Here is a 20,938-nt window from a genome sequence, read left to right as displayed (position 1 = left end):
GGCACCCAGTGATCTGGGCTCGCCCTCAACTTCTCAATCCTGGCGCTTCCTGCCCCGTGCGCTCGACATATTCGGTATAGCCGCCACCATAGGTGTGGACGCCTTCGGGCGTCAGTTCCAGCACGCGGTTCGAAAGTGCTGCCAGAAAATGCCGGTCGTGCGAGACAAACAGCATGGTGCCCTCATATTGCGATAGCGCCTCGATCAGCATCTGCTTGGTGGCGATGTCGAGGTGGTTGGTCGGCTCGTCCAGCACCAGCAGATTGGGCGGGTCGAACAGCATCAGCGCCATCACCAGCCGCGCCTTCTCGCCGCCTGACAGCACGCGGCATTTCTTCTCGATCTCGTCGCCGGAAAAGCCGAAGCAGCCGGCGAGCGCGCGAAGCGGCGCCTGGCCGGCCTGCGGGAAATTGTCTTCCAGCGTCTGGAACACGGTGCGCTCGCCTTCGAGCAGCTCCATCGCGTGCTGGGCGAAATAGCCCATTTTCACGCTCGGCCCGCGCGCCACCGTGCCGGTGTCGGGGTCGGAAGCGCCTGCCACCAGCTTGAGCAGCGTCGACTTGCCGGCGCCGTTGACGCCCATGATGCACCAGCGCTCGCGGCGGCGGACCTGGAAGTCGAGCCCCTCATAGATGCTGCGGCTGCCATAGGCCTTGTGGACGTTCTTCAAGGTGACGACATCCTCGCCGCAGCGCGGTGCCGGCTGGAATTCGAAATTGACGATCTGGCGGCGCTTGGGCGGCTCGACGCGGTCGATCTTGTCGAGCTTCTTCACCCGGCTCTGCACCTGCGCGGCATGCGACGCGCGCGCCTTGAAGCGCTCGATGAAAGCGATCTCCTTGGCCAGCATCGCCTGCTGGCGCTCGAACTGCGCCTGCTGCTGCTTGTCGGCGATCGCCCGCTGCTGCTGGTAGAATTCGTAATTGCCAGAGTAGGCGGTTAGCGAGCCGGCATCGATCTCGACGATCTTGTTGACGATGCGGTTCATGAACTCGCGGTCGTGCGATGTCATCAGCAGCGCGCCGTCATAGCCCTTCAGGAATTGCTCCAGCCAGATCAGGCTTTCCAGGTCCAGATGGTTGGACGGTTCGTCGAGCAGCATGACATCGGGCCGCATCAGAAGGATGCGCGCCAGCGCCACGCGCATCTTCCAGCCGCCCGACAGCTTGCCGACATCGCCGTCCATCATCTCCTGCGAAAAGCCCAGACCGTCGAGCACCTCACGGGCGCGGCCGTCCAGCGCATAGCCGTCGAGCTCCTCGAAGCGATGCTGCGCCTCGCCATATTTCTCGATGATCTCGTCCATCCGGTCGGCCTGGTCGGGATCGGCCATCGCCGCTTCCAGTTCCGCCATCTCGGCCGCCACGTCGCTCACCGGCCCGGCGCCGTTCATCACTTCGGCGACTGCGCTGTGGCCTTCCATGTCGCCGACATCCTGGCTGAAATAGCCGATCGTGACGCCGCGATCGACCTGCACCTGGCCCTCGTCGGGCTGCTCCTGGCCGGTGATCATGCGGAACAGGGTCGTCTTGCCGGCGCCATTCGGCCCGACAAGGCCAATTTTCTCGCCCTTCTGCAGGGAAGCCGACGCCTCGATGAAGACAAGCTGACGGCCGTTCTGCTTGCTGATGCTTTCAAGTCTGATCATGCGGTTTCCGGACTATGCCTGCGCTGAAAGGATTTGCCCGGCGCCTTACGCGAAGGACGGCGGCAAAGGAAGAGGCGCAAGCGCCGCAGCGCTTCACCCTCCCCCTTGTGGGGAGGGTCGGCACACCGGCATTGCGAAGCAAGGTCGGTGGGACGGGGTGGGGGTGCGGCGCCGACTTAAAAAGACCCCCACCCCGCTCCGCTGCGCGGAGCGACCCTCCCAACGAGGGGGAGGGTGAGAGCCAGACACACTTCAGAAACAAGATTCAACATGCGGGAAAAACTGAAGAAAACATCGTCTGCGATAACCACCCTCGTAGCCACCGGACAGCGGTCGCCACACAACGCAAAGGGATGGTCCCGACAATGCAACGACGTTCGACCGGATGGATGGGTGCCCTCGCAGGCATTTCGCTCGCCATGCTTGCGGTCGCGCAATCGGGTGCGCAGGCGGCGGTTACCCGGAGCGAATATTGCAGCCGGCTCGGTTCTCAACTCGACGGAGCCATCCGGACCAAAGCCGAACCCGGTGCCAGCGCCAGCCAGATCGCCACGGCAGAGGCACTCCAGGACAAGGCCAACCGGTTTTGTGCCGAGCGTAAGGAGGCGCAAGGCATCCGGACCTACGCCAACGCCCTGAAACTTCTTGGAGTGACACCGGTCAACCTCGACCAGTGACAGCAACCATCAATCCGAAGGAAAGCCTATCATGAACAAGCCCCTCCTCTCCGCCCTGGGTCTCGCCATCGCGCTCGGCCTGGCCATGCCGGTTGTCGGCACCAGCACGGCCAACGCGGCCGCCACCACCGCCGCTGCGCCGACCACGGCTCCGGCTCCCGCCACGTCGACCACGGCTCCCGCCGCCGCTGCGTCGACTACGGCTCCCGCTGCCACGGCCAAGCCGGCCCAGGCTGCCGCGCACAAGCACGTCAAGAAGCATGTCAGGCACGGCAAGAAGCACCACCGGCATGTGAGGAAGCACGGCCACAAGCACGTCGCCAAGAAGCACACCCACAGGCGTACCCACAAGAAGCACGGCCACGCCAAGGCGGCTTGATCGCCAGCTTTCTTTCTGACTTCCTCCCGGGAAAAGGCCGCCATTCGCTGAAAAGCGAGGGCGGCTTTTTCTTGTGCGCAACAAGGCAGTCAGATCCGCTGAAAGTGCGTCTAAACAGGCGCTTACGGCAATTCCACGATTCAGATCGTGAACCGCCTCAAGCCACCCCGAGTGCGGCCCGAACCTGCGGTCCGCTCATGCCGCTATCGAAGACGGCCGTGCCGGGATCGAAGCGCCGGGCTTGCGACAGCGGTCCGACCACGACCGGGTCGAAACCGGCGTCGCTCGCCAGCCGCACGGCAAGGGCAACGGCCTGTTCGTCATCGCCGGCGAGCGGAATGCCGATCCTGTCGCCGGCGCGGTGCGCCTGCGATTGCAGCGTTGTCCACATGACCGTGCTGAAGGCGCGAACCAGCTTCGCGCGCGGCAGCAGCAGCGCGACGGCGAAAGCCACGCCGTCCTTGCGGGCAAGTGCGGCGTCGCCGAAAGCGCCGTCGCGCGGCGGGTCGGGCACCGTGGCGTCGAGCAGCACTTTGTCGCCGAGAGCTGCACCGATTTCGGCCGCGACACCGGGCCAGGCCCGAAACGGGATGGCGGCCAGCACGACATCCGCGCCGGCAACGGCATCGAGCGCCGAGCCGGCCGTGGCCTTGCCGCCAAGGCCGGAAAGCATCGAGCGCAGCCGCTCGGGATGCCGCACGCCAAAGCTCACCTCATGTCCAGCCTGCGCCCACAGCCGCCCTACCGTGCCGCCGATCATGCCGGCGCCCAGAACTCCGATTCTCATCTTCGCCTCCTGTTCGCTCACCACGGCAGTCCTTTGCCGTCGCGGAAGAAGCCGCCGGTCGGGCCGTCGTCCGGCAAGGTCGCGGCCCAGATGATGCCGGCCGCCCCTTGCGCCACCGGGCGTCCGCCCGGCCCGCCCATGTCGGTGGCGACCCAACCGGGGCAGATGGCATTGACCAGCACGCCGGAGCCGCGCAGTTCTGCCGCCAGCACACGGGTCAGCGCATTGAGCGTCGCCTTCGATGTCGAATAGGCCGGCGCGCCAGCCCCCATCGAGGCCAGCGAACCGCCTTCGGACGACACATTGACCAGCCTGCCGTGGCCGCCGGCCTTGAGCAGCGGCGCGAAGGCGGCCGCCACCCGCCAGGCGCCGAAGACATTGGTCTCGAACGCCTCGCGGATGACCGTCCAGTCCGGCCGCAAGGCGCGCGAGCCGGTGTCGTAGTGGATGGCGGCATTGTTGATCAGCACATCGAGCCGTCCGAACCGGCGCTCGACCTCATCGGCTGCCCTTGCAGCCGCGTCGGGTGCCGCGACATCGAGCGCGATGGCCTCGACGTGGCCGTCGAGCCCTTTCGCCGCGGCCTCGCCCTTGGCCAGATCGCGCACGCCGAGCAGCACGGTGAAGCCAAGTTTCGCCAACTGGCGGCCGGTCTCCAACCCGATGCCGCGATTGGCGCCGGTGATGAGGGCAAGTTTTTTGGGATGCGTGGTCATTCTCGGATGCCTCTGTTTGTCGTGTCGGGGAAAGATGGCACAGGCCGAATTGGTTTGTTAGGCAGCGGAGATCGCAGTCATTGTGCGATCAAGCGCATGAATGATCGAGCTGTCCGACGTCGCGTTCCGTCACGCCCCCCTCTGTCCTGCCGGACATCTCCCCCCGCAAGGGGGGAGATTGGATGTTGGCTCCGCCTTCGCCAATCATCGACGTTGCAGGATAGAGCAGCGCGATTGAAGCTGCCGATCTCCCCCCTTGCGGGGGAGATGTCCGGCAGGACAGAGGGGGGTGTTCAAGCGCCGAGGTTTCCGCAATTTGCCCTTCCCAAACCTCATGCCCGAGCGGGAATCGGGTGTCGCCAGACGTCTCGCCATGCGATCGTCCACCCATCACGAGGATCGGCCATGCTCACGCTTCACGATTATCTGCCATCGCAAAATGGCTGGAAAGTCCGGGTCCTGCTCGGCCTGCTGAAGATCCCTTGCGAGACCCGCCTCGTCTCGATTTTCGAGGGCGAGAGCCACACCGATGCCTTCCTTGCCCTCAACCCGGCCGGCGCGGTTCCTGTGCTCCAGCTCGAAAATGGCAGCGCCATCGCCGAGTCCAATGCGATCCTCACCTATCTCGCCGAAGGCACGCCTCTGCTGCCGGCGGACCGCTTCCGGCGCACCAAGGTGATGCAGTGGCTGTTCTTCGAACAGTACAATGTCGAGCCCGTCATCGGCTCACTGCGCTTCTGGACCTTGACCGGACGGCTCGAACGCAACCACGCCATGGTTGCCGGCAAGCGCGAGGCCGGCGCCCGCACGCTGGCCGCCCTGGATCGCAGCCTTGGCGAGACGCCGTTCCTCACCGGAAACGACCTCACCATCGCCGACATCGCCATCTATGCCTACAGCCATCGTGCCGGCGATTGCGGCTTCTCGCCGGCGGACTACCCGGCATTCCTCGCCTGGACCGGCCGCGTGCGCGACGCCGTCGGCCAAGGCTATCCGATCCATCCCTACAGCATCGACCCGCATTCGGGCGGTTGAGAACTACTTTTTGCCCTGCGGATAGATCGTCTCGCCACGCTTCAGCATCGCCACGAAGGTCTCGATCTTCTTCTTGCGGCCGGCCTCGGTCTTCATGTTGTGGGTGCGGAAGGCGAGCGAGAAGCGGTTCTGCGCGCTGAGTTTTTCCAGCATCGCCTTCGCCGCCGGTTCGGCATCGATGGCCGCCTGCAAATCGTCGGGGATTTTCATCTCCTTGCTGCCGCCATAAGCGCGCGCCCAGCGCCCGTCGGCCTTGGCGGCTTCGACCTGTTTCAGCCCATGCCCGGTCATGCGGCCCTCCTCGACCAGCCGCGCGACATTGTCGATGTTGATCTTGCTCCAGATGCTCTTCTTGCCGCGCGGCGTGTAGCGCTGGAGAAAACTGTTCTCGTCCAGCCCCTTGCGCACCGCGTCGATCCAGCCGAAGCACAGCACGACGTCGATGGCCTCCTTCGGCGCGATCGACTTCAGTCCCGACCCGACCTTGTGCACCTTGATCCACACTTCGCTTTCGGAGGCGTGGTGCTGGCCGAGCCAGGCATAAAAACTTGCCGCGTCGGGGAATTCCCGGACCTTGTCCGGATCGACCTTGACCGGCGCCATCAGCGGGCCTGCCGGTTCAGAGTCATTGTCGCTGGCGTCCCTGTCATCTTGCCTCCGTCATCCTGCGATTCCCGGCATCATGGCATCGCCCACCGTCAATTCCCGTCAGCAGTGAGGCACGGTGCCGCGAAATAGGGAACGCACTATACATCGCCGTGTTGCGGCTGGAGCGCAACCGACCCGATGGAGGAGCGCGACACGTCGCCACCGTGCTATAGGACCACAAATGCCAGGCTTGGGGGACATGCCACAATGAAATCTCTGCTCTTCGGCCTTGCCTTGCTGCTGCCGGGCGTGGCGCTGGCCGAACCGGTCGAAACCCGCAAGATCATCACCGCGCTGACCGGCGACTTCAACGGCGACGGCGCTCCCGACCTTGCCATGGTGGTCGAGACCGGGCCGACCGACCCGATGGACATCCATTTCTTCCTCGGGGACAAGGAGCACAATTACCTCAAGCCCGTCGAAATCGTGCGCGAACAGATCGGTGGCGAGTGGAACGGTTACGACCAGCCGGGCTATGAGAACTCCGACACCGAGCCGGAGCTGACGATGCTGCCCAACGGCTCGATCAAATTCTATCTGCCGGCGCCGGAGATCGGCAGCGAGCGCACCAACCAGACGCTGACCATCGCCTACCGCGACGGCGCCTTCATCGTTGCCGGCTTCGCCTATGATTCCGATGATTACCTGCAGGAGAATGCCGCCAGCGCCTGCGACTACAATGTGCTGACCGGCAAGGGCACCAGCTCGAAGCAGCAGCCGGACGGCAGCACCAAGCACGAGACCGTGTCGACTGAAGGCCGGACCGTCGCATTCCGGGACTGGAACGCGGGCGACGCTTTCGCCGCTTGCCAGGAATAAGGGGCGCGCCCTGTCCCTCGGCCGGCTTCAGGCCGGTGGCGGCATTGCCGGTGTCAGCCCGTGGCGGCGCATGATCTCCATCATCCCAGCCTTGTCAGGCGGCCCGCCGGCAGCGGCGTTGAGCAAGCCGAATGCCTCGCGGAAATAGTCGGGACCAATTGCCGCCGGCGTAATGACGCACAGCGCCTTGGCATCCCTTGTGCCATTATTGTCGAAGCGATGGACGGCGCCGCGTGGGATGCACAGCGCCTCCCCCGGCCCAACTTCGATTGGCTTGCCGTTCACGGTCCAGGTCAAAACTCCGTCAATGCCGTAGATCGTTTCCTCGTAATGATCGTGGCTGTGCGCCGGCGCGGGCAGGCGCTGCGCGCCCGGCACCATCAGTTCGAAGGTGGCGACGCTGCCGTTCGAATTTTCGCCCGACACCAGGAAACGGACCGACAACCCCTTGGTGCCGATGGTCTCGTTGGCTGGGTTCACCTGAAGATCGATGGCTGACATTGCGCAAACCCCTCCGGTAAATTACATTTACTAGTTATCTGTAAACTCAATTTACCGGATCGTCAATGGCCACCTCAGCCGAAGTCCTGCAGACCAAGACCACTGACCTTTTGATCGGCGCCCTGCTGCGCGTGCCGGCGCAGGCCATCCAGCGCCGGCTGATCAAGGAGCTCAACGCTGCCGGTTTCGACGAATTGCGTCTGCCGCACATGGCCGTGCTGCAGTTTCCCGGCCCGGACGGCGCGCGCCCCGGCACCATCGCCGAACGTGCCGGCATGAGCAAACAGGCGATCAACCAGCTACTCAGCAGCCTCGAAGGCTACGGCTATATTGTCCGCTCCGACGGCGAAGGCAGCGCGCGCGTGGTTCACGCCACCGAACGCGGCCACGCCGCCTTCTGGAAGATGGTCGACATATTGCGCGACATCGAGGAGGAGTGGCGCACCGAGCTTGGGCCGGAGCGCTTCGACCAGCTCAAAGCGCTGCTGTTCGCCGTCTGGGACAGCCCACTGGTGCGCTGACCGGAACCGCATTCATGTGCGGCATCATCGGCATTTCCGATGGCGCTATCGGTTTCTTCCGTTTCCTTCTCGGCACACCGACCTGCCAATTCCCTGCCCTTGTCCCGTCAAAGCAAAGGCAGAGCGAAATGAACCTTTCAAACCAGAAAATCCTGATCGTCGGCGGCGGCTCCGGCATGGGCCTGGCGCTTGCCAGGCGTTGCGTCGAGGCTGGTGCCACAGTCATCATCGCCGGGCGCAGCGAAGCAAGGCTGCGACAGGCACGCGAGGCGTTTGGCAATCCCTCCGGCCTGGAGGTAGCCGTCGTCGACATCGCCCGGGAAGACCAGGTCGCGGCGTTGTTCGCCGAGATCGGTGGGCTCGACCACATCGTCAGCACGGCGGCCGACATCGAGGGCGCCTACAGGCTGCTGCCGGAGCTTGACCTGAAGGCGGCGCAACGCATGGTCGACAGCAAGCTCTTCGGCCCGCTGCTGCTTGCCAATCACGGCGCGCCACGGCTTGCCGCGAACGGCTCTATGAGCTTCATCTCCGGCATCGCCGCGTATCGGCCGGCCGCGCGCGGCTCGGTCGTCGCCGCCGTCAACGCCGCGCTCGAAGGGCTGGTGCGGGCGCTTGCCGTCGAACTCGCGCCGATCCGCGTCAACGCCGTTTCGCCCGGCTGGATCGACACCACGATCTGGGCTCTGGTCGCCGGCGACCGCAAGGCCGAGATGCTGGCGGCGATGGCCGAGCGGCTGCCGGTCGGCAGGGTCGGCCAGCCCGAAGACATCGCCGACGCCATTTTCTTCCTCATCGGCAACGGATTTACCACCGGCACGACGTTGCATGTCGAAGGCGGGCACCGGCTGGTTTAGCTGGCGGCAGTCTTCGCCAGGGAGTTGTTTGGAAACAGTGCTTTGGAGCTATCAGCCGATTCAAGTTCTGAACCCGTCTCGAGGCGTTCCGGCGCCAGCGTGTCCCGCGCGGCGGCGAGCAATTGCCTGAGCGCCGGCGGCTGGACGCGCCGGCGTCGCCAGATCATCGTCAGCGGTGCCGCCTGCATTCGGCCGGGCCATGGCAATTCCCTGAGATCGCCGCGCGCCAGCGCATCGCTGACGGCGAGACGGGGAATGAGGCCGAGCCCGGCACCCCTCGCCACCAGCCGGGCAATGGCGCCGATGCTGCCGACTTCGGCCGCTGGTTTGGGCGGCGCCATATCCGCCTCGGCAAAGGCGGTGTCGAACATATGCCGGTAGACGCATCCGGGCTCCGTCGCCACGAAGCGCAGCGCGGCAAGGTCTGCCAGGTCGCGCGGCGCGGTGCCTTGTCCCTGAGCCGCGACCAGAACCAGCGGTTCGGCCCCTATCGCGCGCCTGGCCAGGCGTCCGTCGGCCGCGCCCTTCGCACCGTCCTGACGCTCGAAGCAGAAAGCGACGTCGATGTCGCCGTCCTCCAGCAAATGTCGCAGCGTGCCGCTGTCGGCCACCTTCATCCGCACGGTGATATCGGGATGGCCCGCCTGGAATCCTGGCAGCCAGGGCGCCAGACGGGCCGAGGCGATCGTCTCCAGCGCACCGATGGTCAGTGCCCCGCTGGTGCGCCCAGCGGCCGCCAGCACCGCCGCGCGCGCATCGCCGTCGAGCCGCAGCAGCTCTTCGGCGATAGGCTTCAGCGCCAGCCCCGCCGGCGTCAGCTCCAAGCCGGACTTCGAGCGTGTGAACAGGGCAGCGCCCAGTTCGGCCTCGAGAGACTGGATCTGGTCGCTGACGCTCGATTGCGCGAGGTGAACCGCCTCGGCGGCGCGCGTGATGTTGCGGCTGCGCGCCACAGCGAGAAAGGTCTTGAGCAGTCTGGGATGCATCGCCCGGCCGACATCAGGCCTATTGCAGCTGCGGCTTCTTCAAGAAACTGCCGCGGTCGGCGGATTTGACGCGCAGCCAGGTTTCGCGGCCGTCGCGCACCACGCGCATCGGGATCTCGGCGCCGGCCGAGCCGCTGTCCCACAGCTTGCGATAGAAATCGGCGAGACCGTCGACCGCGCCGTCGCGCACCTCGGAGATAACGTCGCCCTGGCGCAGTCCGGCCTTGGCCGCCGGGCCGCCCTCCGTCACGCTCATCACCACCACCTTGCCGTCGCTTTCGGCCGACAGGGCGCCGAGCCACGGACGCGGCGGCTTGGCCACCTGGCCGCGCGTCAGCAGATCATCGAGGATCGGCGGCAACAGGTCGATCGGCACCACCATGTTGATATCGGCGACCTCGCCGGCGCGGCTCATCTGCAGGCGCAGCGAACCGATGCCGAGCAGCGCGCCATCGGCGCCGAACAGCGGCGCCCCGCCCCAGGATGGATGCGCCGGCGCGATGAAGATCGCCTCGTCGAGCAGATACTCCCAATAGCCGGCGAATTCCTGCTTGGTGACGATCTTGGCCTCGACCGCCCGGCCGATGCCGTCGGCAAGCACCACCGCGTCGCCGATCCTGGCCTTGCCGGCATCGCCCAGCGCCACCGCCGGCAGACCGGTTGGCGCCAGTGCCTGGACCAGGCCGAAGCCGGATTCCTGATCATAGGCCAGCGCATGCGCCGGGATGACACGGCCATCATGCGCGGTCAGCCAGACCTCCTCGGCCTCGGTGATGAGATAGCCGATGGTCAGCACCAGCCCGTCATTGCGGATGATGACGCCGCTGCCTTCCCTGAGCGTGCCCAGCGCGCCGGCCGTGAAGGCATCTTCGGGAACGGTCGCGCGCACGGCAACGACGGAACGCGGATTGGGATTGATGGCCATGATTTTGTCCTGCGATGCAAATGCTTGGCGGCTTCTCTTATAGGTATGCCTCGGAGGGGATGGTGCAAGGTGCGCATCGATAGTTCTTGCCTTCTCCCACAAGGGGAGAAGGAAGAAGCGCTTTTCCCACATAAACAATAGTTCAACGCAAGTTGAACTTTCGCCCCCGCAGCCCTAGCTGTAGATCGATCCGCCCATTCCCGTCCTTCCCTTCCCCACGAGGCCCGACATGACAGACTACACTCCGCCGAAGGTATGGACCTGGAACAAGGCAAATGGCGGCGCCTTTGCCAGCATCAACCGGCCGATCGCCGGGCCGACGCATGACAAGGAATTGCCCGTCGGCAAGCATCCGCTGCAGCTCTATTCACTGGCGACGCCGAATGGCGTCAAGGTCACCGTGATGCTGGAGGAGCTTCTGGCGCGCGGCCACAAGGGCGCCGAATACGACGCCTGGCTCATCAGGATCAACGATGGCGACCAGTTCGGCAGCGGCTTCGTCGAGATCAACCCCAACTCCAAGATCCCGGCCATGATGGACCGCAGCGGCGCCACGCCGGTGCGCGTCTTCGAATCCGGGTCGATCCTGGTCTATCTCGCCGAAAAGTTCGGCGAATTCCTGCCCACCGAGCAGCCGGCGCGCGCGGAAGTTCTGTCCTGGCTGTTCTGGCAGATGGGTTCGGCGCCGTATCTGGGCGGCGGCTTCGGCCATTTCTATGCCTACGCGCCGCAGAAATTCGAATACGCCATCGACCGCTTCGCCATGGAAACCAAGCGGCAGCTCGATGTGCTCGACCGCCGGCTGGCCGAAACGGAATATCTCGGCGGCAAGGATTACACGATCGCCGACATGGCGGTGTGGCCCTGGTATGGCGGGCTGGCGCTCGGGCGCATGTACAATGATTCCGGCGAGTTCCTGTCCGTGCAGGAATACAAGCACGTCCAGCGCTGGGCGAAGGCCATCGACGCTCGCCCGGCTGTCAAGCGCGGCCGCATGGTCAACCGCGCCTTCGGCGAACCGGCTATGCAGCTGCATGAGCGCCACGACGCCGGCGATTTCGACACCAACACGCAGGACAAGCTGGCCGCCGAATAGGCGGCCGCAAAGCCAACTTCACAAGAAAGCCCGCCACGAACCGTGGCGGGCTTTTCCCAAGCTATGCTGGCGTCGCACCCACTGTCATGGCCGAGCCATGGATCAGTGCAGCACCTCGACGATCTGACGTGTGTCGGGGTCGACCAGAACTGTCTGGTCGTTGATAACGGCAACGCGATACTTGACATTGGGCACTTCGCGCAGTTCGACCTTGTCAGGCACCGGCGAGCCGAGCTTGAGCTCGAGGCCCAACAGATTGACCGACGCCAGCGGCTGCTTCTTGACGTATTCGCGAACCACCGTCTCCTGCTCCGGCTGAACGACGATTGTGTCCGCCACAGCCGCACCGATGCCGCCCATCAGGACGATCGCGGCTGCCACACTCGAAAGATAATGTTTCATAACAACCTCCATATCAATTGCCCGGGCTTCCCGCCCTGTAGGAAAACTCGACCACTGCCACGAGGTTCCATCGCAATTTGTGGAATAAATGCGGCACGCCCAACAAATGCCTATTTTGATTATTTTCGGAAACAGGCGAAAACACATAATCAAGGCTTCAAAAATCCGTGATTATTATATTTTTTAGGGATATCTCGTGAAATACACTTTCCTCGGAAGATGCATCCGAGGTGCCCTTTCGAAAGAATGCGATCCGCCTGTTGCCTTAGCGACAGCTAACGTAGAGCGCACGATGTCGTTCCAGATACTGTTGTCGAAGACATGAAAAAGGCTCGCCCGGCCGGGAGCAAGGCGAGCCTCAAACCGTGCCGGCGGAGGTGGCAGCCTCACCGGTCACATCGGGAAAACGCCAGCGCCCGCATCCGGTTCCAGCGCGGATAACGTGGCCCATTCAGATGCAACCATGTGACCGTCATGACGTTGTTCGACGCATTAATCTCCAGCAAGGATGATCGCGCCATGGCTCCCCGTCCCTCCGTGACCAAGCATCCCTTCACGCTGATGCTTGTCTTTATAGCGCTGATGGCTCCTTTTGTCGGCCTTGCCTGGCGCACGCGCGAATGGATGGGCTGGTAGCGGGTCATCCACTGCTATCCCCAGTATCCGGCCTCACAACTGTCCGGCTTCACAAGCGTCTGCCTCACAGCGAGACACCGTCGCGATGCAGCGGCGGAACGGCGTCGACCTCGCCCTGATCTGCCGCCTTGCGGGCGCGCCTGTAGATCAGCCGCATGACGAGCACGAAATAGCCGACCTGGAGGAGGACCAGCACGGCTATCGTCCAGCCCAGCGCCTTCCAGAACGACCCGGTGGCCATGTAAGCCCAGCCCGCGACGACAATGGTCGTGGCTGACATCCCCACGAGAAACTGCCCAAAATACATCGATCCCACATCGCCGAAACCACGCGGTTTCGCACGACTCCCTGCCCGAATTCCCAATGCCCGCGGACAAAGTTCCATTATTTTAGCAACTACGCAACTATGTGATCGTCCGACCTTAGCCCACCCTCGAAATTTGTTGCGCGTTGACCTGGTCGGGAGCAATTCGATGCTCAAGGACTGCGGGTAGCGCAGAAAATAAGTCCGGGGGATGGGGAAATGACGCTCGAACTGATTGGAGCCGGTTTCGGCCGCACCGGCACGTGGTCGACTTTTGCCGCGCTGAACAGGCTCGGCTTGCCCTGCTATCACATGCAGGAAGTGATCATGAACAAGGCCAACAAGGGCCATCTCGATTTCTGGCGCAAGGTGGCCAACAGCCCACCCGGCAGCCAGCACGACTGGAACCGCGTCTTCGCCAACTGTACGGCGACAGTCGACAATCCCGGCTGCTGCGTGTGGAAAGAATTGCTGGCCGCCTACCCCGACGCTAAGGTGCTTTTGACCCTGCATCCGCGCGGCGCCGACACAATCTACTTCACCGAGAATGTCTGGCAGTTCAAGATCCTGGAATGGCTGACGCCCTTCGCCTGGAAATTCGGCGACATGTCGCGCAAGCTGATATGGGGCCGCACGCTGGACGGCGTGATGAACGACCGCGCCAAGGCGGTTGCCCGCTACAACACCTATATCGACGAGGTGAAGGCTGCGGTGCCGCCGCACAGGCTGCTGGTCTACAAAGTGACCGAAGGCTGGGGCCCGCTCTGCGATTTCCTCGGCGTTGCGCTGCCCAACGAGCCTTCCCCAACCTCAACGACCGCGAGACAATCAAGAAGATCATCCGCGACATCATCAAGGGCTCCTACATCATGCTGGGTCTGGCGGTAGCGGCCGCGCTGGTGGTGTTTGCGGCGCTGTGGTGGTGGCTGGGCTAGCTTCAGGGACACAACGCACGCTTCCCAATGTCGGCGTAATCCTCAGGGCTAACCCCGCCCCGGTACTGGATCGATCGGCGGCGGCCGGCAAGGCGGCGAATTCGGCTTCACCATGCCGGTGCGCAACCGCGACATGGCAGCGCCGCAAAGCCGGCGCGAGGTCTGCAAGTTCGAATTCCTGAACATCGGCAGGAGCCTGTTTGCCTCGCCGTCCCGGCTGAACGAGGTTCCACTTGATCTGCCTGGAGGAAGGCCTTTTGTCCGATAGATGTGGAAGGTAGCACACTATCGTCACATGGCGGTCGGCCGATATTCTGCCCTGTCCGACGCCCGCTTTTGCCTCCGGTAGGGTAAAGGCATTATATATGAATTGGCTAAAACAGCGGAACATCCAATGGACATTGCCGGAACCGAACAGGACCCGCCGGACCTTTGCTTCAGGCACCTAAGACCTTGGTCCCAAAAGGAAACGCAAAAGACCGATACGGCCCGTCATCGGGAACATCCCGCCTTTGCCATCGTTAACCGCCAAGTTTGCGGACCGGATCCAATTTCGAGGAAGAGCGATGCACCATCGGTCCATCATCACCAGAACAGGCCACGGCCCGGCTACAGCGGTCGCCGTGTTGATGGTCCGACTTGTGGCGGTGGGAATTGTATTCCTCGTCCTGGGCGGCTTGCTCTACCTCAAGGATGAGCCGTCGGATCAACGCGCGCTGTCTTCCCCACCCGCCCGATCGTTTCAGGCTACCGATCGCAGTGCGGCAAACTGATCAGCTTGCATGCCGCGCGGCCGCCCTCCGAAATGACGGCCTCATAGGGGGAATCTTACTGAAATGTAACTGACTCCTCCACCGTCAAGCCACAATTAGCATGCCCATCGGCAGCACCGAACTATGTCCCGATATAGGGAGAAAGGTTTCCATGTTTCGCTGCCTTTCATTGATGGTCGCCTGGTTGTCGCTCCAATCGTTGGCTTTTGCACAGCCCATCCCCCCGAAGCCAGACGACGTGATATCAGGCTGCGTCGCGATTGAGGCATACGGTGGCAACGGCAACGGCTCGACCGACAATCTTGCGGCTTGGAATTCCGCCATAAGCCATTTTGGCAATCGGCCGATCTGCATATCGTTCGGGCTTGGGACCTACAGATTCAGCGGTCCGGCCACGGCGAAACCTGGCGTGGGTTCGAGCATTGCGGTCCATGGCGCTGGCCCCAACGTGACCAAGATCGTCTTCACTGGAACGACGGCAGGATTCAATTTCACGTTGTCGAACGAGGAAGCCATCCAAATGGACAATATGGCTGTTCTATCGGCGACGGCGAACGATCATGATGCGATCGCTGTCACCAGCTCTGATTGCGGAGGGTCAAAACAATCGTCGCGTTTCAGCAATCTGACGATTGAAGGCACGGGAAGTTTTCCCTTTAGAAATCACTGGGGTCGAGGGTTAACCCTTAACAATCTATCGTTTGTTGATGTTGATAGCGTCGACTTCTTTGGAGAGAACGGCTCCAGCATGCAGGGAATTTTTGCTACGGGCAACGCGACCAGTCACTGCTACGCTTTTAACATGATGGTCTCGAAGAGCAATTTTATTAATACTGCGAATGGTATTTCGCTTGGAACATTGTTTCAGGGACTTTTTGTGACTCAGAGCAATTTCCTCAATGGTGAAGCTGGAATTGTCGTTCCAGCGGCCGAATCGGAGGTTGATCAGATCAACATCTCTGATAGTTCATTTGACGTTAAGGGCGATACTATTGCCACTTTTTCCCCGATTGTCGGTCTATATGTAACACACAATACGATTGAGATACCAAAATCCGGAAGCGGGATCCATATTAATGGCGGTGGCGATCAATTCGTAATTGCAGAGAACAACATCTTCAATCCATTCGGTAAAAGCAGTGGCTCTGGCGTCATTGTCGACAGCGCGGCAAATTTTGGAAACATAACTGGAAACGTTTACCAGTATCTAAGGGTCGCAAATTCTCTTGGTGCAAGCTCAAGCGGATGGAACATTCAGTCGAACGCCTACGGCTCAAAGATTTCGAAGTGGAACATAAATTCTGGCAAGAGAAACAAGGTCGGCGGCGGCTCCCCGTAATCAACGCTTGTTTCCCCTGTCGGGGGGAGGCTGCTGGCCAACACCCTCACCCCATCTTGCCATCCTTCGCTACCGCCCTGCCCCGGCGATAGACCGTGCGGTCCTTTGGCACGGCGACCACCGCCTCGGGAACGTGCTGGGCCGCCATGGCGACGAAGTCGGCGCTGGCGCCGACAACGATGCCATAGTCCCCCAGCCCCAACGCGCTGGCGCCGGCACGGGTCACCACATCGAACGCCGCCTCGAGCTCGCGGTCCTCGTAGAAGCCGGAGCGATAGCCGATCATGTTGGCCCGGTTCAGCATGTCGCCATCGCCGTAGGGCCACCAGGAATCGCGGATGTTGTCGGAACCGCTGAACACGGTGACGCCAGCCTGCCGCAGGGCCGCCACCGGCGGGAAGGCATGGTTGCCGGGCGCGTTGGTCATGATCGCCACGCCGGCGGCCGCCAGCATCGCGCCGGCCTTCGCCACGGCGTCGGCGGGGATGTCGCCAAGGCCATAGGCATGGCTGACGGCGACATGGCCCGCCATGCCGAGCGCCTTTGTCCGCGCGGCGATCTCCTCGACCTGGAACAGGCCGAGCGCGCCGCCATCATGCAGGTGGATGTCGACGCCGGCGCCATGCTTCTGCGCCAGGGTGAACACCACATCGAGATGGCCGTTCACGTCGCGGTCGAAGCTGGCGGGGTCGAGCCCGCCGACAAGGTCGCAGCCGAGCTTCAGCGCCTCGTCGAGCAGTTCCGCCGTGCCAGGCGAGGACAGGATGCCGCTTTGCGGGAAGGCAACGAGCTGGATGTCGATGAGGTCGCGGTATTTTTCGCGCACGGCCAGGATGGTTTCGACATGGCTGAGCCCGACCGAGGCGTCGACCATGACATGGCTGCGCATGACCAGGCTGCCATTGCCGACGCAGAGCTCGAGCTGGTTCTTCGCGCGCTCCGCCATCGGCGCGGCGCCGGCAAGGTTTCGCGCCTGGAAGGCGACACGCTCGCGCACGTCGAACCCGTTGGTGCAGGGAATGTGCGGGCGCCAGGCATCGCCATAAAACGAGGTGTCGAGATGGATGTGGCCCTCGACGAAGGCCGGCACGACAAGCTGGCCATCAAGGTCGATGATGGCGGGGTCGACGGTGCCGGGGGCAACGGCGGCGAAATCAGCCGGCGGCGCCTTGCCGGCTGGCGCGATGGCGCTAAAGCGGCCGCCGGTGATGAAGAAATCCGCCAGCGACCCATCGGCCAGCTTCGCGTTGCGGAAAATCGTCTGTTCGCTCAAAATCGTCCGCTCGCTCATGGGCGCCTCTCTCCTGAAAGCGCCAGTCCTCGCCGCCCGCCCGCCGCGGGTCAATGCGGCGGCGGCGAAAAACTGTTTCACGAAATTGCCCTTGGCGAATGTTCCGGCGAGGCAGAGCGCGAATCCGCACCGCGGCTCTTGCCTATTCCGCTTTCGCGGAAGTTTCGGCGGCCCGGCAATGTGCCATTGTGTTATCGCGGCGGTACGAGCCGCCCTGGTTGACGCGGGCGCCCAGCCATCCCAACAATGCGCCCCCCCGCCCGCGTCGGCCATGGCTTGGCACTGTGATCCGTCCGGCGGGCAGGCCTGCTATGACTGCCGCTTCAGCCGCCAACCAGCACCTTCGTCGTCACCAGATTGACGCCGGCCTCGGCGAATTCGTCATTGTGCCGGGCGATGATCTGCTCAGCGCTCTCGCTGGCGCTGTCCAGCGTGCTGTGGGCATCGGAAACCACGGTGACACCGAGCCCCCTGGCGATCGCGCCCCTGACGGTTGCCGCGACGCAAAAATCGCTCTGTGCGCCGAGGATCACGACGCCCCCGTCTCCCTGCCCGGCGACCCAGTCGCCAAAGGCCGGATTGCTGAAAGCATCGCGCACGGATTTGGCGAAGGTCGGCTCATCGTCGGCCTGGCCAAGGGCTGGCCACACCGGCCAACCCGGTTCGCCCGGCGCCAGCGGATCGCCTTCGGGTCCATCATGCCTGACGAAAGCGACCTTGCGTCCACCGCGCCTTGCCCAGTCGATCACCGCCCGGGCGCGCTCGGCAATGGCAGGTGCGTCGTGTATCGGCGGCTCGTGCCGGCCGTCGAACATGCCGGTCTGAAGATCGATCACGACGAGTGGCGCTTTGGCCATGAGGCTGGGTGCTGACATGATTTTTACATAGCATGGCGGGGAAGGCGATCAAGAACTTGCCCAACAAGAAGAACCAGCCTCACCAGACCCTCAACCCGGGGCGCCGGCAAACAGCACCACACCATCCCCTCCAGCCGCTGGCCAATCCCTGATGGTTCGGTCGTAGCCGCCGGTCAGCACCGTGCCGTCGGGGGCGAAGGCCACGGCGTAGATCGGCCCGGTCTGGCTGTCGAACAGGGCGATCTGGTTGCCGGTCTCCATGTCCCACAGCCGTGCCGTGCCGTCGAGCGAGCCCGACAGCAGGCGCTTGCCGTCGGCCGACAGCGCCAGCGTGTAGACCGTGCCTTCATGGCCTTCGAAGCGCTTCACCTCGCGGCCGTTGTCGAGATCCCAGACCTTGATCGTCAGGTCGCCGCTGCCGGTGATCAGATGGTGCCCGTCGGCGGTGAACACCGCGCCATAGGTGCCTTGCTCGTGGCCGTGCCAGCTGCGCAATTGCTTGCCGCTCTCGATGTCCCAGAGTTTCAGCGTGCCGTCGATGCTGCCGCTGAGCGCCTGCTTGCCGTCGGGCGAGACGGCGACCGCGCTGATCGACCAGTCGTGTCCGGTCAGCACATGCAGCACGGAATTGTTGACGAGATCCCAGACGATGACATTGCCGGTGTCATGCCCGCTGACGGCACGCTTGCCGTCCGGGCTGATCGCCAGCTTGTTGACGCCGCCATTCTGGCCGGCCTGGAAGACATGCAGCACAGTGCCGTCGGCAAGTTTGCGCAGCACGATCTCGCCATCGTCGCCGCCCGTCAGCGCGCTGACGCCGTCGGGCATATAGAGCGCGGTGCGCGCCATGTCCTTGTGGACGCCGAGGTTGCGGATGAGGTGCTTGCCGCCAATGTCCCACAGCTTGATCACACGATCGGTGCTGGCGCTCATGATCGATCGGCCGTCCGGCGCTACCGAAAGCCAGACGACCGCGTCGCGATGGCCGTCCGGCTGCGTCGGCGCCGCCGGCGGTGGTGGCGGCAACGGCGCCACGGTGGGCGGCGGAACGACCGCGACCTCCGGCGGAGCGGCCGGCGCCTGCGGCGCGGATGCCGGCGGCGGGTTGGCGGCTATCGGTGGCGGAGCTGGTTGCGGGGCTGGCGCAGGGGCAGGCTCAGGTGCCGGTGGTGCGCTGGCGACATCCTGGCCCTTCGGCTCGGCGGGTTTGGGCTCGGCAAGTTTGGGTTCATCGGGCTTGGGTTCACTGGGCTTGGGTTCACTGGGCTTGGGTTCGGCCGTCTTCGGTTCATTCGGCGGTTCGTTCGGCAGGCTGGCCACCTCGCCGCCGCCCCACGGGCCGAAGCGGTCGACGGCCAGTGCTGCGAGCACGATCAACGGCAACGCGAGAAAGATCTTGCGCAGGCCGGGCCTGCCGGTCTCCTTCGCCTCGGCCGCGCGGCCGAACAGCGGTGTCCCGGCCAGATGCGTCGGCCGCCCCGGCAATAGCCCGGCCCAGAACAGCACCGCGCCGACGAGGCAGGCGAACGCCAGCAGCGAGAAGGCCACCAGCTGCGTCGCCCAAGGCTCATGCATGACCGTCAGGCCGAAACCCTTGCCGCCCGGCAAGAGATAGAGATGGACAAGGCAAGCCGCGGCCAGCGCCATCAGCAGCACCGCCATCAACCTGTCGGCACCCCTGGTCATGGCGCAAGGCTCATGATGCCGCCAATGACGGCATCGGCCTCGATATTGGCAGGCTGTGGTCGCATCGAATTCCCTCGCCGCGACCGATCTTACGCAAGGCCGCGGCGGAGTCGAGTGGCCGCCGGAGCGAATGCCGCGTGGGCGCGAACGCACGGAAATGGCTGGACATTCCGTGCTTCGTTCGAAACAAGGCTGGGCCAATCAAGGGAGCGTCCATGACACAGGCGACCAAACCGGTGCTGGCCGGCAGGACGGTAACGAGCCTGTCGACGCCCAAATCATGAGCCTGCTGAAGCGCGAATACTCCGGGGCGTCGCCGCTTGCCGGGAGATGACCAAGGCGAGCTACTTCAACTCCACCCAGACAGGCGCATGATCGCTGGCGCCATCCTCGCCGCGCACGTCGCGGTCGATACCCGCCCCCTTCAGTCGGCGGGCGAGCGTCTTCGACAGCAAGATGTGGTCCAGCCTTAAGCCCGCATCGCGCGGCCAGCGGTTCCTGCGGTAATCCCAGAAGGTGTAGAGCGTCTCCTTCGGATAGACCTTGCGCAACGCGTCGACCCAGCCCTGCTCGATGAGGGCGGCGAATGCGGCGCGGCTTTCCGGCTGCACCAGCGCGTTGTCGTCATAGGAGCGCGTGGCATAGATGTCGCGCGGCTCCGGCACGATGTTGTAGTCGCCGGCCAGCACGACCGGCAGGCCGGTGTCGAGGAGTTGCGCCGCATGCGCCTCCAGCCGCTTGTGCCAGGCAAGCTTGTACTGGAATTTCGGCCCCGGCTGCGGATTGCCGTTCGGCGCATAGAGGCAGGCAATGACGATGCCGTCGACCGCCGCCTCGATATAGCGGCTCTGCCGGTCGGCATCGTCGCCGGGCAAGGCATCGCGGGTCAGCACCGGCTCGGCGCCACGCGCCAGGATGGCGACGCCGTTCCATGTCGGCTCACCCTTCCACACCGCGCCAAAACCGGCATCGGCAAGCGCGGTGCGCGGAAACTGCATGTCGCGCGCCTTGAGTTCCTGCAGGCAGACGACATCGGGCTTCGCCACCGCCAGCCATGCCAGCAGGTTTTCCAGCCGGCTGTTGATGTTGTTGATGTTGAAGGTGGCGAGTTTCATGGTTG

At 63.8% G+C, this 20,938-nt stretch carries 23 protein-coding genes; 10 read left to right on the top strand and 13 right to left on the bottom strand.

The genetic code is table 11. From position 1 onward, the window contains the following. Nucleotides 1-25: 25 nt before the first annotated feature. A complete protein-coding gene (locus JG747_RS15410; RefSeq protein WP_019859494.1) occupies nucleotides 26-1,648 on the bottom strand; it encodes an ABC-F family ATP-binding cassette domain-containing protein in 1,623 nt (540 codons plus the stop codon). A 365-nt stretch (nucleotides 1,649-2,013) separates the two neighbouring features. On the opposite strand from JG747_RS15410, the gene JG747_RS15405 reads away from it, so the two are divergent. Then, entirely contained in the window at nucleotides 2,014-2,325 is a 312-nt protein-coding gene (locus JG747_RS15405; RefSeq protein ID WP_027047092.1) for a hypothetical protein, read from the top strand. Nucleotides 2,326-2,356: 31 nt separating this feature from the next. Next, nucleotides 2,357-2,704 carry a hypothetical protein gene (locus JG747_RS15400; protein WP_202362142.1) on the top strand — a complete coding sequence of 116 codons (348 nt, stop codon included), beginning with the start codon at nucleotides 2,357-2,359 and terminating at the stop codon, nucleotides 2,702-2,704. A gap of 157 nt (nucleotides 2,705-2,861) precedes the next feature. Here JG747_RS15400 and JG747_RS15395 read toward each other — a convergent pair whose 3' ends face one another. Next, nucleotides 2,862-3,491 carry an NADPH-dependent F420 reductase gene (locus tag JG747_RS15395; protein ID WP_202362141.1) on the bottom strand — a complete coding sequence of 210 codons (630 nt, stop codon included), beginning with the start codon at nucleotides 3,489-3,491 and terminating at the stop codon, nucleotides 2,862-2,864. Between the two features lie 17 nt (nucleotides 3,492-3,508). After that, nucleotides 3,509-4,207, bottom strand: a complete 699-nt coding sequence (locus JG747_RS15390) for an SDR family NAD(P)-dependent oxidoreductase (protein ID WP_202362140.1) — start codon at nucleotides 4,205-4,207, stop codon at nucleotides 3,509-3,511. A 405-nt stretch (nucleotides 4,208-4,612) separates the two neighbouring features. Between JG747_RS15390 and JG747_RS15385 the strand changes: the two genes are divergently transcribed. Beyond that, complete coding sequence (locus tag JG747_RS15385) at nucleotides 4,613-5,242, top strand: glutathione S-transferase family protein (protein WP_202362139.1); 630 nt, start codon at nucleotides 4,613-4,615, stop codon at nucleotides 5,240-5,242. Nucleotides 5,243-5,245: 3 nt separating this feature from the next. On the opposite strand, the gene JG747_RS15380 is transcribed toward JG747_RS15385, so the two are convergent. Continuing rightward, on the bottom strand, nucleotides 5,246-5,845 hold the full coding sequence (locus JG747_RS15380; protein WP_202362138.1) for a YdeI/OmpD-associated family protein: 600 nt from the start codon (nucleotides 5,843-5,845) through the stop codon (nucleotides 5,246-5,248). 252 nt (nucleotides 5,846-6,097) lie between these two features. Here JG747_RS15380 and JG747_RS15375 point away from each other — a divergent pair, with 252 nt between their 5' ends. Beyond that, entirely contained in the window at nucleotides 6,098-6,709 is a 612-nt protein-coding gene (locus tag JG747_RS15375) for a hypothetical protein (RefSeq protein ID WP_069092655.1), read from the top strand. Nucleotides 6,710-6,736: 27 nt separating this feature from the next. On the opposite strand, the gene JG747_RS15370 is transcribed toward JG747_RS15375, so the two are convergent. Continuing rightward, nucleotides 6,737-7,210 (bottom strand): cupin domain-containing protein, encoded by a 474-nt coding sequence (locus JG747_RS15370; RefSeq protein ID WP_069092656.1) that lies wholly within the window; start codon nucleotides 7,208-7,210, stop codon nucleotides 6,737-6,739. A gap of 65 nt (nucleotides 7,211-7,275) precedes the next feature. Between JG747_RS15370 and JG747_RS15365 the strand changes: the two genes are divergently transcribed. Together JG747_RS15365 and JG747_RS15360 are read left to right on the top strand one after the other, a co-directional pair. After that, the gene (locus tag JG747_RS15365; protein WP_019859502.1) at nucleotides 7,276-7,731 is read left to right on the top strand and encodes a MarR family winged helix-turn-helix transcriptional regulator; all 456 of its coding nucleotides are present in this window, start codon (nucleotides 7,276-7,278) and stop codon (nucleotides 7,729-7,731) included. A 128-nt stretch (nucleotides 7,732-7,859) separates the two neighbouring features. Further along, nucleotides 7,860-8,588, top strand: a complete 729-nt coding sequence (locus tag JG747_RS15360) for an SDR family oxidoreductase (protein WP_202362137.1) — start codon at nucleotides 7,860-7,862, stop codon at nucleotides 8,586-8,588. Here the strand turns inward: JG747_RS15360 and JG747_RS15355 are convergent. After that, on the bottom strand, nucleotides 8,585-9,574 hold the full coding sequence (locus JG747_RS15355; RefSeq protein ID WP_202362136.1) for a LysR family transcriptional regulator: 990 nt from the start codon (nucleotides 9,572-9,574) through the stop codon (nucleotides 8,585-8,587). The two genes, JG747_RS15360 and JG747_RS15355, sit on opposite strands and share 4 nt — an antisense overlap. A 19-nt stretch (nucleotides 9,575-9,593) precedes the next feature. Beyond that, entirely contained in the window at nucleotides 9,594-10,499 is a 906-nt protein-coding gene (locus tag JG747_RS15350) for a S1C family serine protease (protein ID WP_202362135.1), read from the bottom strand. Nucleotides 10,500-10,728: 229 nt separating this feature from the next. Here JG747_RS15350 and yghU point away from each other — a divergent pair, with 229 nt between their 5' ends. Further along, nucleotides 10,729-11,595, top strand: coding sequence for a glutathione-dependent disulfide-bond oxidoreductase (yghU, locus tag JG747_RS15345; RefSeq protein WP_202362134.1), 867 nt, complete (start codon nucleotides 10,729-10,731; stop codon nucleotides 11,593-11,595). A gap of 102 nt (nucleotides 11,596-11,697) precedes the next feature. Here the strand turns inward: yghU and JG747_RS15340 are convergent, their stop codons facing one another. Next, on the bottom strand, nucleotides 11,698-11,997 hold the full coding sequence (locus tag JG747_RS15340; protein ID WP_019859507.1) for a DUF1236 domain-containing protein: 300 nt from the start codon (nucleotides 11,995-11,997) through the stop codon (nucleotides 11,698-11,700). 474 nt (nucleotides 11,998-12,471) lie between these two features. Between JG747_RS15340 and JG747_RS15335 the strand changes: the two genes are divergently transcribed. Then, entirely contained in the window at nucleotides 12,472-12,633 is a 162-nt protein-coding gene (locus JG747_RS15335) for a hypothetical protein (protein WP_202362133.1), read from the top strand. Between the two features lie 64 nt (nucleotides 12,634-12,697). On the opposite strand, the gene JG747_RS15330 is transcribed toward JG747_RS15335, so the two are convergent. Continuing rightward, nucleotides 12,698-12,913, bottom strand: coding sequence for an exopolysaccharide production repressor protein (locus JG747_RS15330; RefSeq protein WP_317452359.1), 216 nt, complete (start codon nucleotides 12,911-12,913; stop codon nucleotides 12,698-12,700). 243 nt (nucleotides 12,914-13,156) lie between these two features. Between JG747_RS15330 and JG747_RS15325 the strand changes: the two genes are divergently transcribed. Further along, on the top strand, nucleotides 13,157-13,825 hold the full coding sequence (locus JG747_RS15325; RefSeq protein WP_244748402.1) for a sulfotransferase family protein: 669 nt from the start codon (nucleotides 13,157-13,159) through the stop codon (nucleotides 13,823-13,825). 971 nt (nucleotides 13,826-14,796) lie between these two features. Then, the gene (locus JG747_RS15320) at nucleotides 14,797-15,984 is read left to right on the top strand and encodes a hypothetical protein (protein WP_202362132.1); all 1,188 of its coding nucleotides are present in this window, start codon (nucleotides 14,797-14,799) and stop codon (nucleotides 15,982-15,984) included. Nucleotides 15,985-16,030: 46 nt separating this feature from the next. Here JG747_RS15320 and JG747_RS15315 read toward each other — a convergent pair whose 3' ends face one another. From JG747_RS15315 to xth, 4 genes are all read right to left on the bottom strand, one after another. After that, the gene (locus JG747_RS15315) at nucleotides 16,031-17,275 is read right to left on the bottom strand and encodes an amidohydrolase family protein (protein WP_202362131.1); all 1,245 of its coding nucleotides are present in this window, start codon (nucleotides 17,273-17,275) and stop codon (nucleotides 16,031-16,033) included. 323 nt (nucleotides 17,276-17,598) lie between these two features. Beyond that, nucleotides 17,599-18,132: an isochorismatase family protein gene (locus JG747_RS15310; RefSeq protein WP_240564473.1), complete on the bottom strand. Its 534-nt coding sequence runs from the start codon at nucleotides 18,130-18,132 to the stop codon at nucleotides 17,599-17,601. A gap of 90 nt (nucleotides 18,133-18,222) precedes the next feature. Beyond that, nucleotides 18,223-19,818, bottom strand: coding sequence for a WD40 repeat domain-containing protein (locus JG747_RS15305; protein WP_202362130.1), 1,596 nt, complete (start codon nucleotides 19,816-19,818; stop codon nucleotides 18,223-18,225). A gap of 344 nt (nucleotides 19,819-20,162) precedes the next feature. Beyond that, nucleotides 20,163-20,933, bottom strand: coding sequence for an exodeoxyribonuclease III (gene xth / locus JG747_RS15300; RefSeq protein ID WP_202362129.1), 771 nt, complete (start codon nucleotides 20,931-20,933; stop codon nucleotides 20,163-20,165). Nucleotides 20,934-20,938: the final 5 nt, after the last annotated feature.

The sequence above is a fragment of the Mesorhizobium sp. 131-3-5 genome (assembly GCF_016756575.1).
Lineage (GTDB): Bacteria > Pseudomonadota > Alphaproteobacteria > Rhizobiales > Rhizobiaceae > Mesorhizobium > Mesorhizobium jarvisii.
This window is presented reverse-complemented; position numbering and strand designations above follow the sequence as displayed.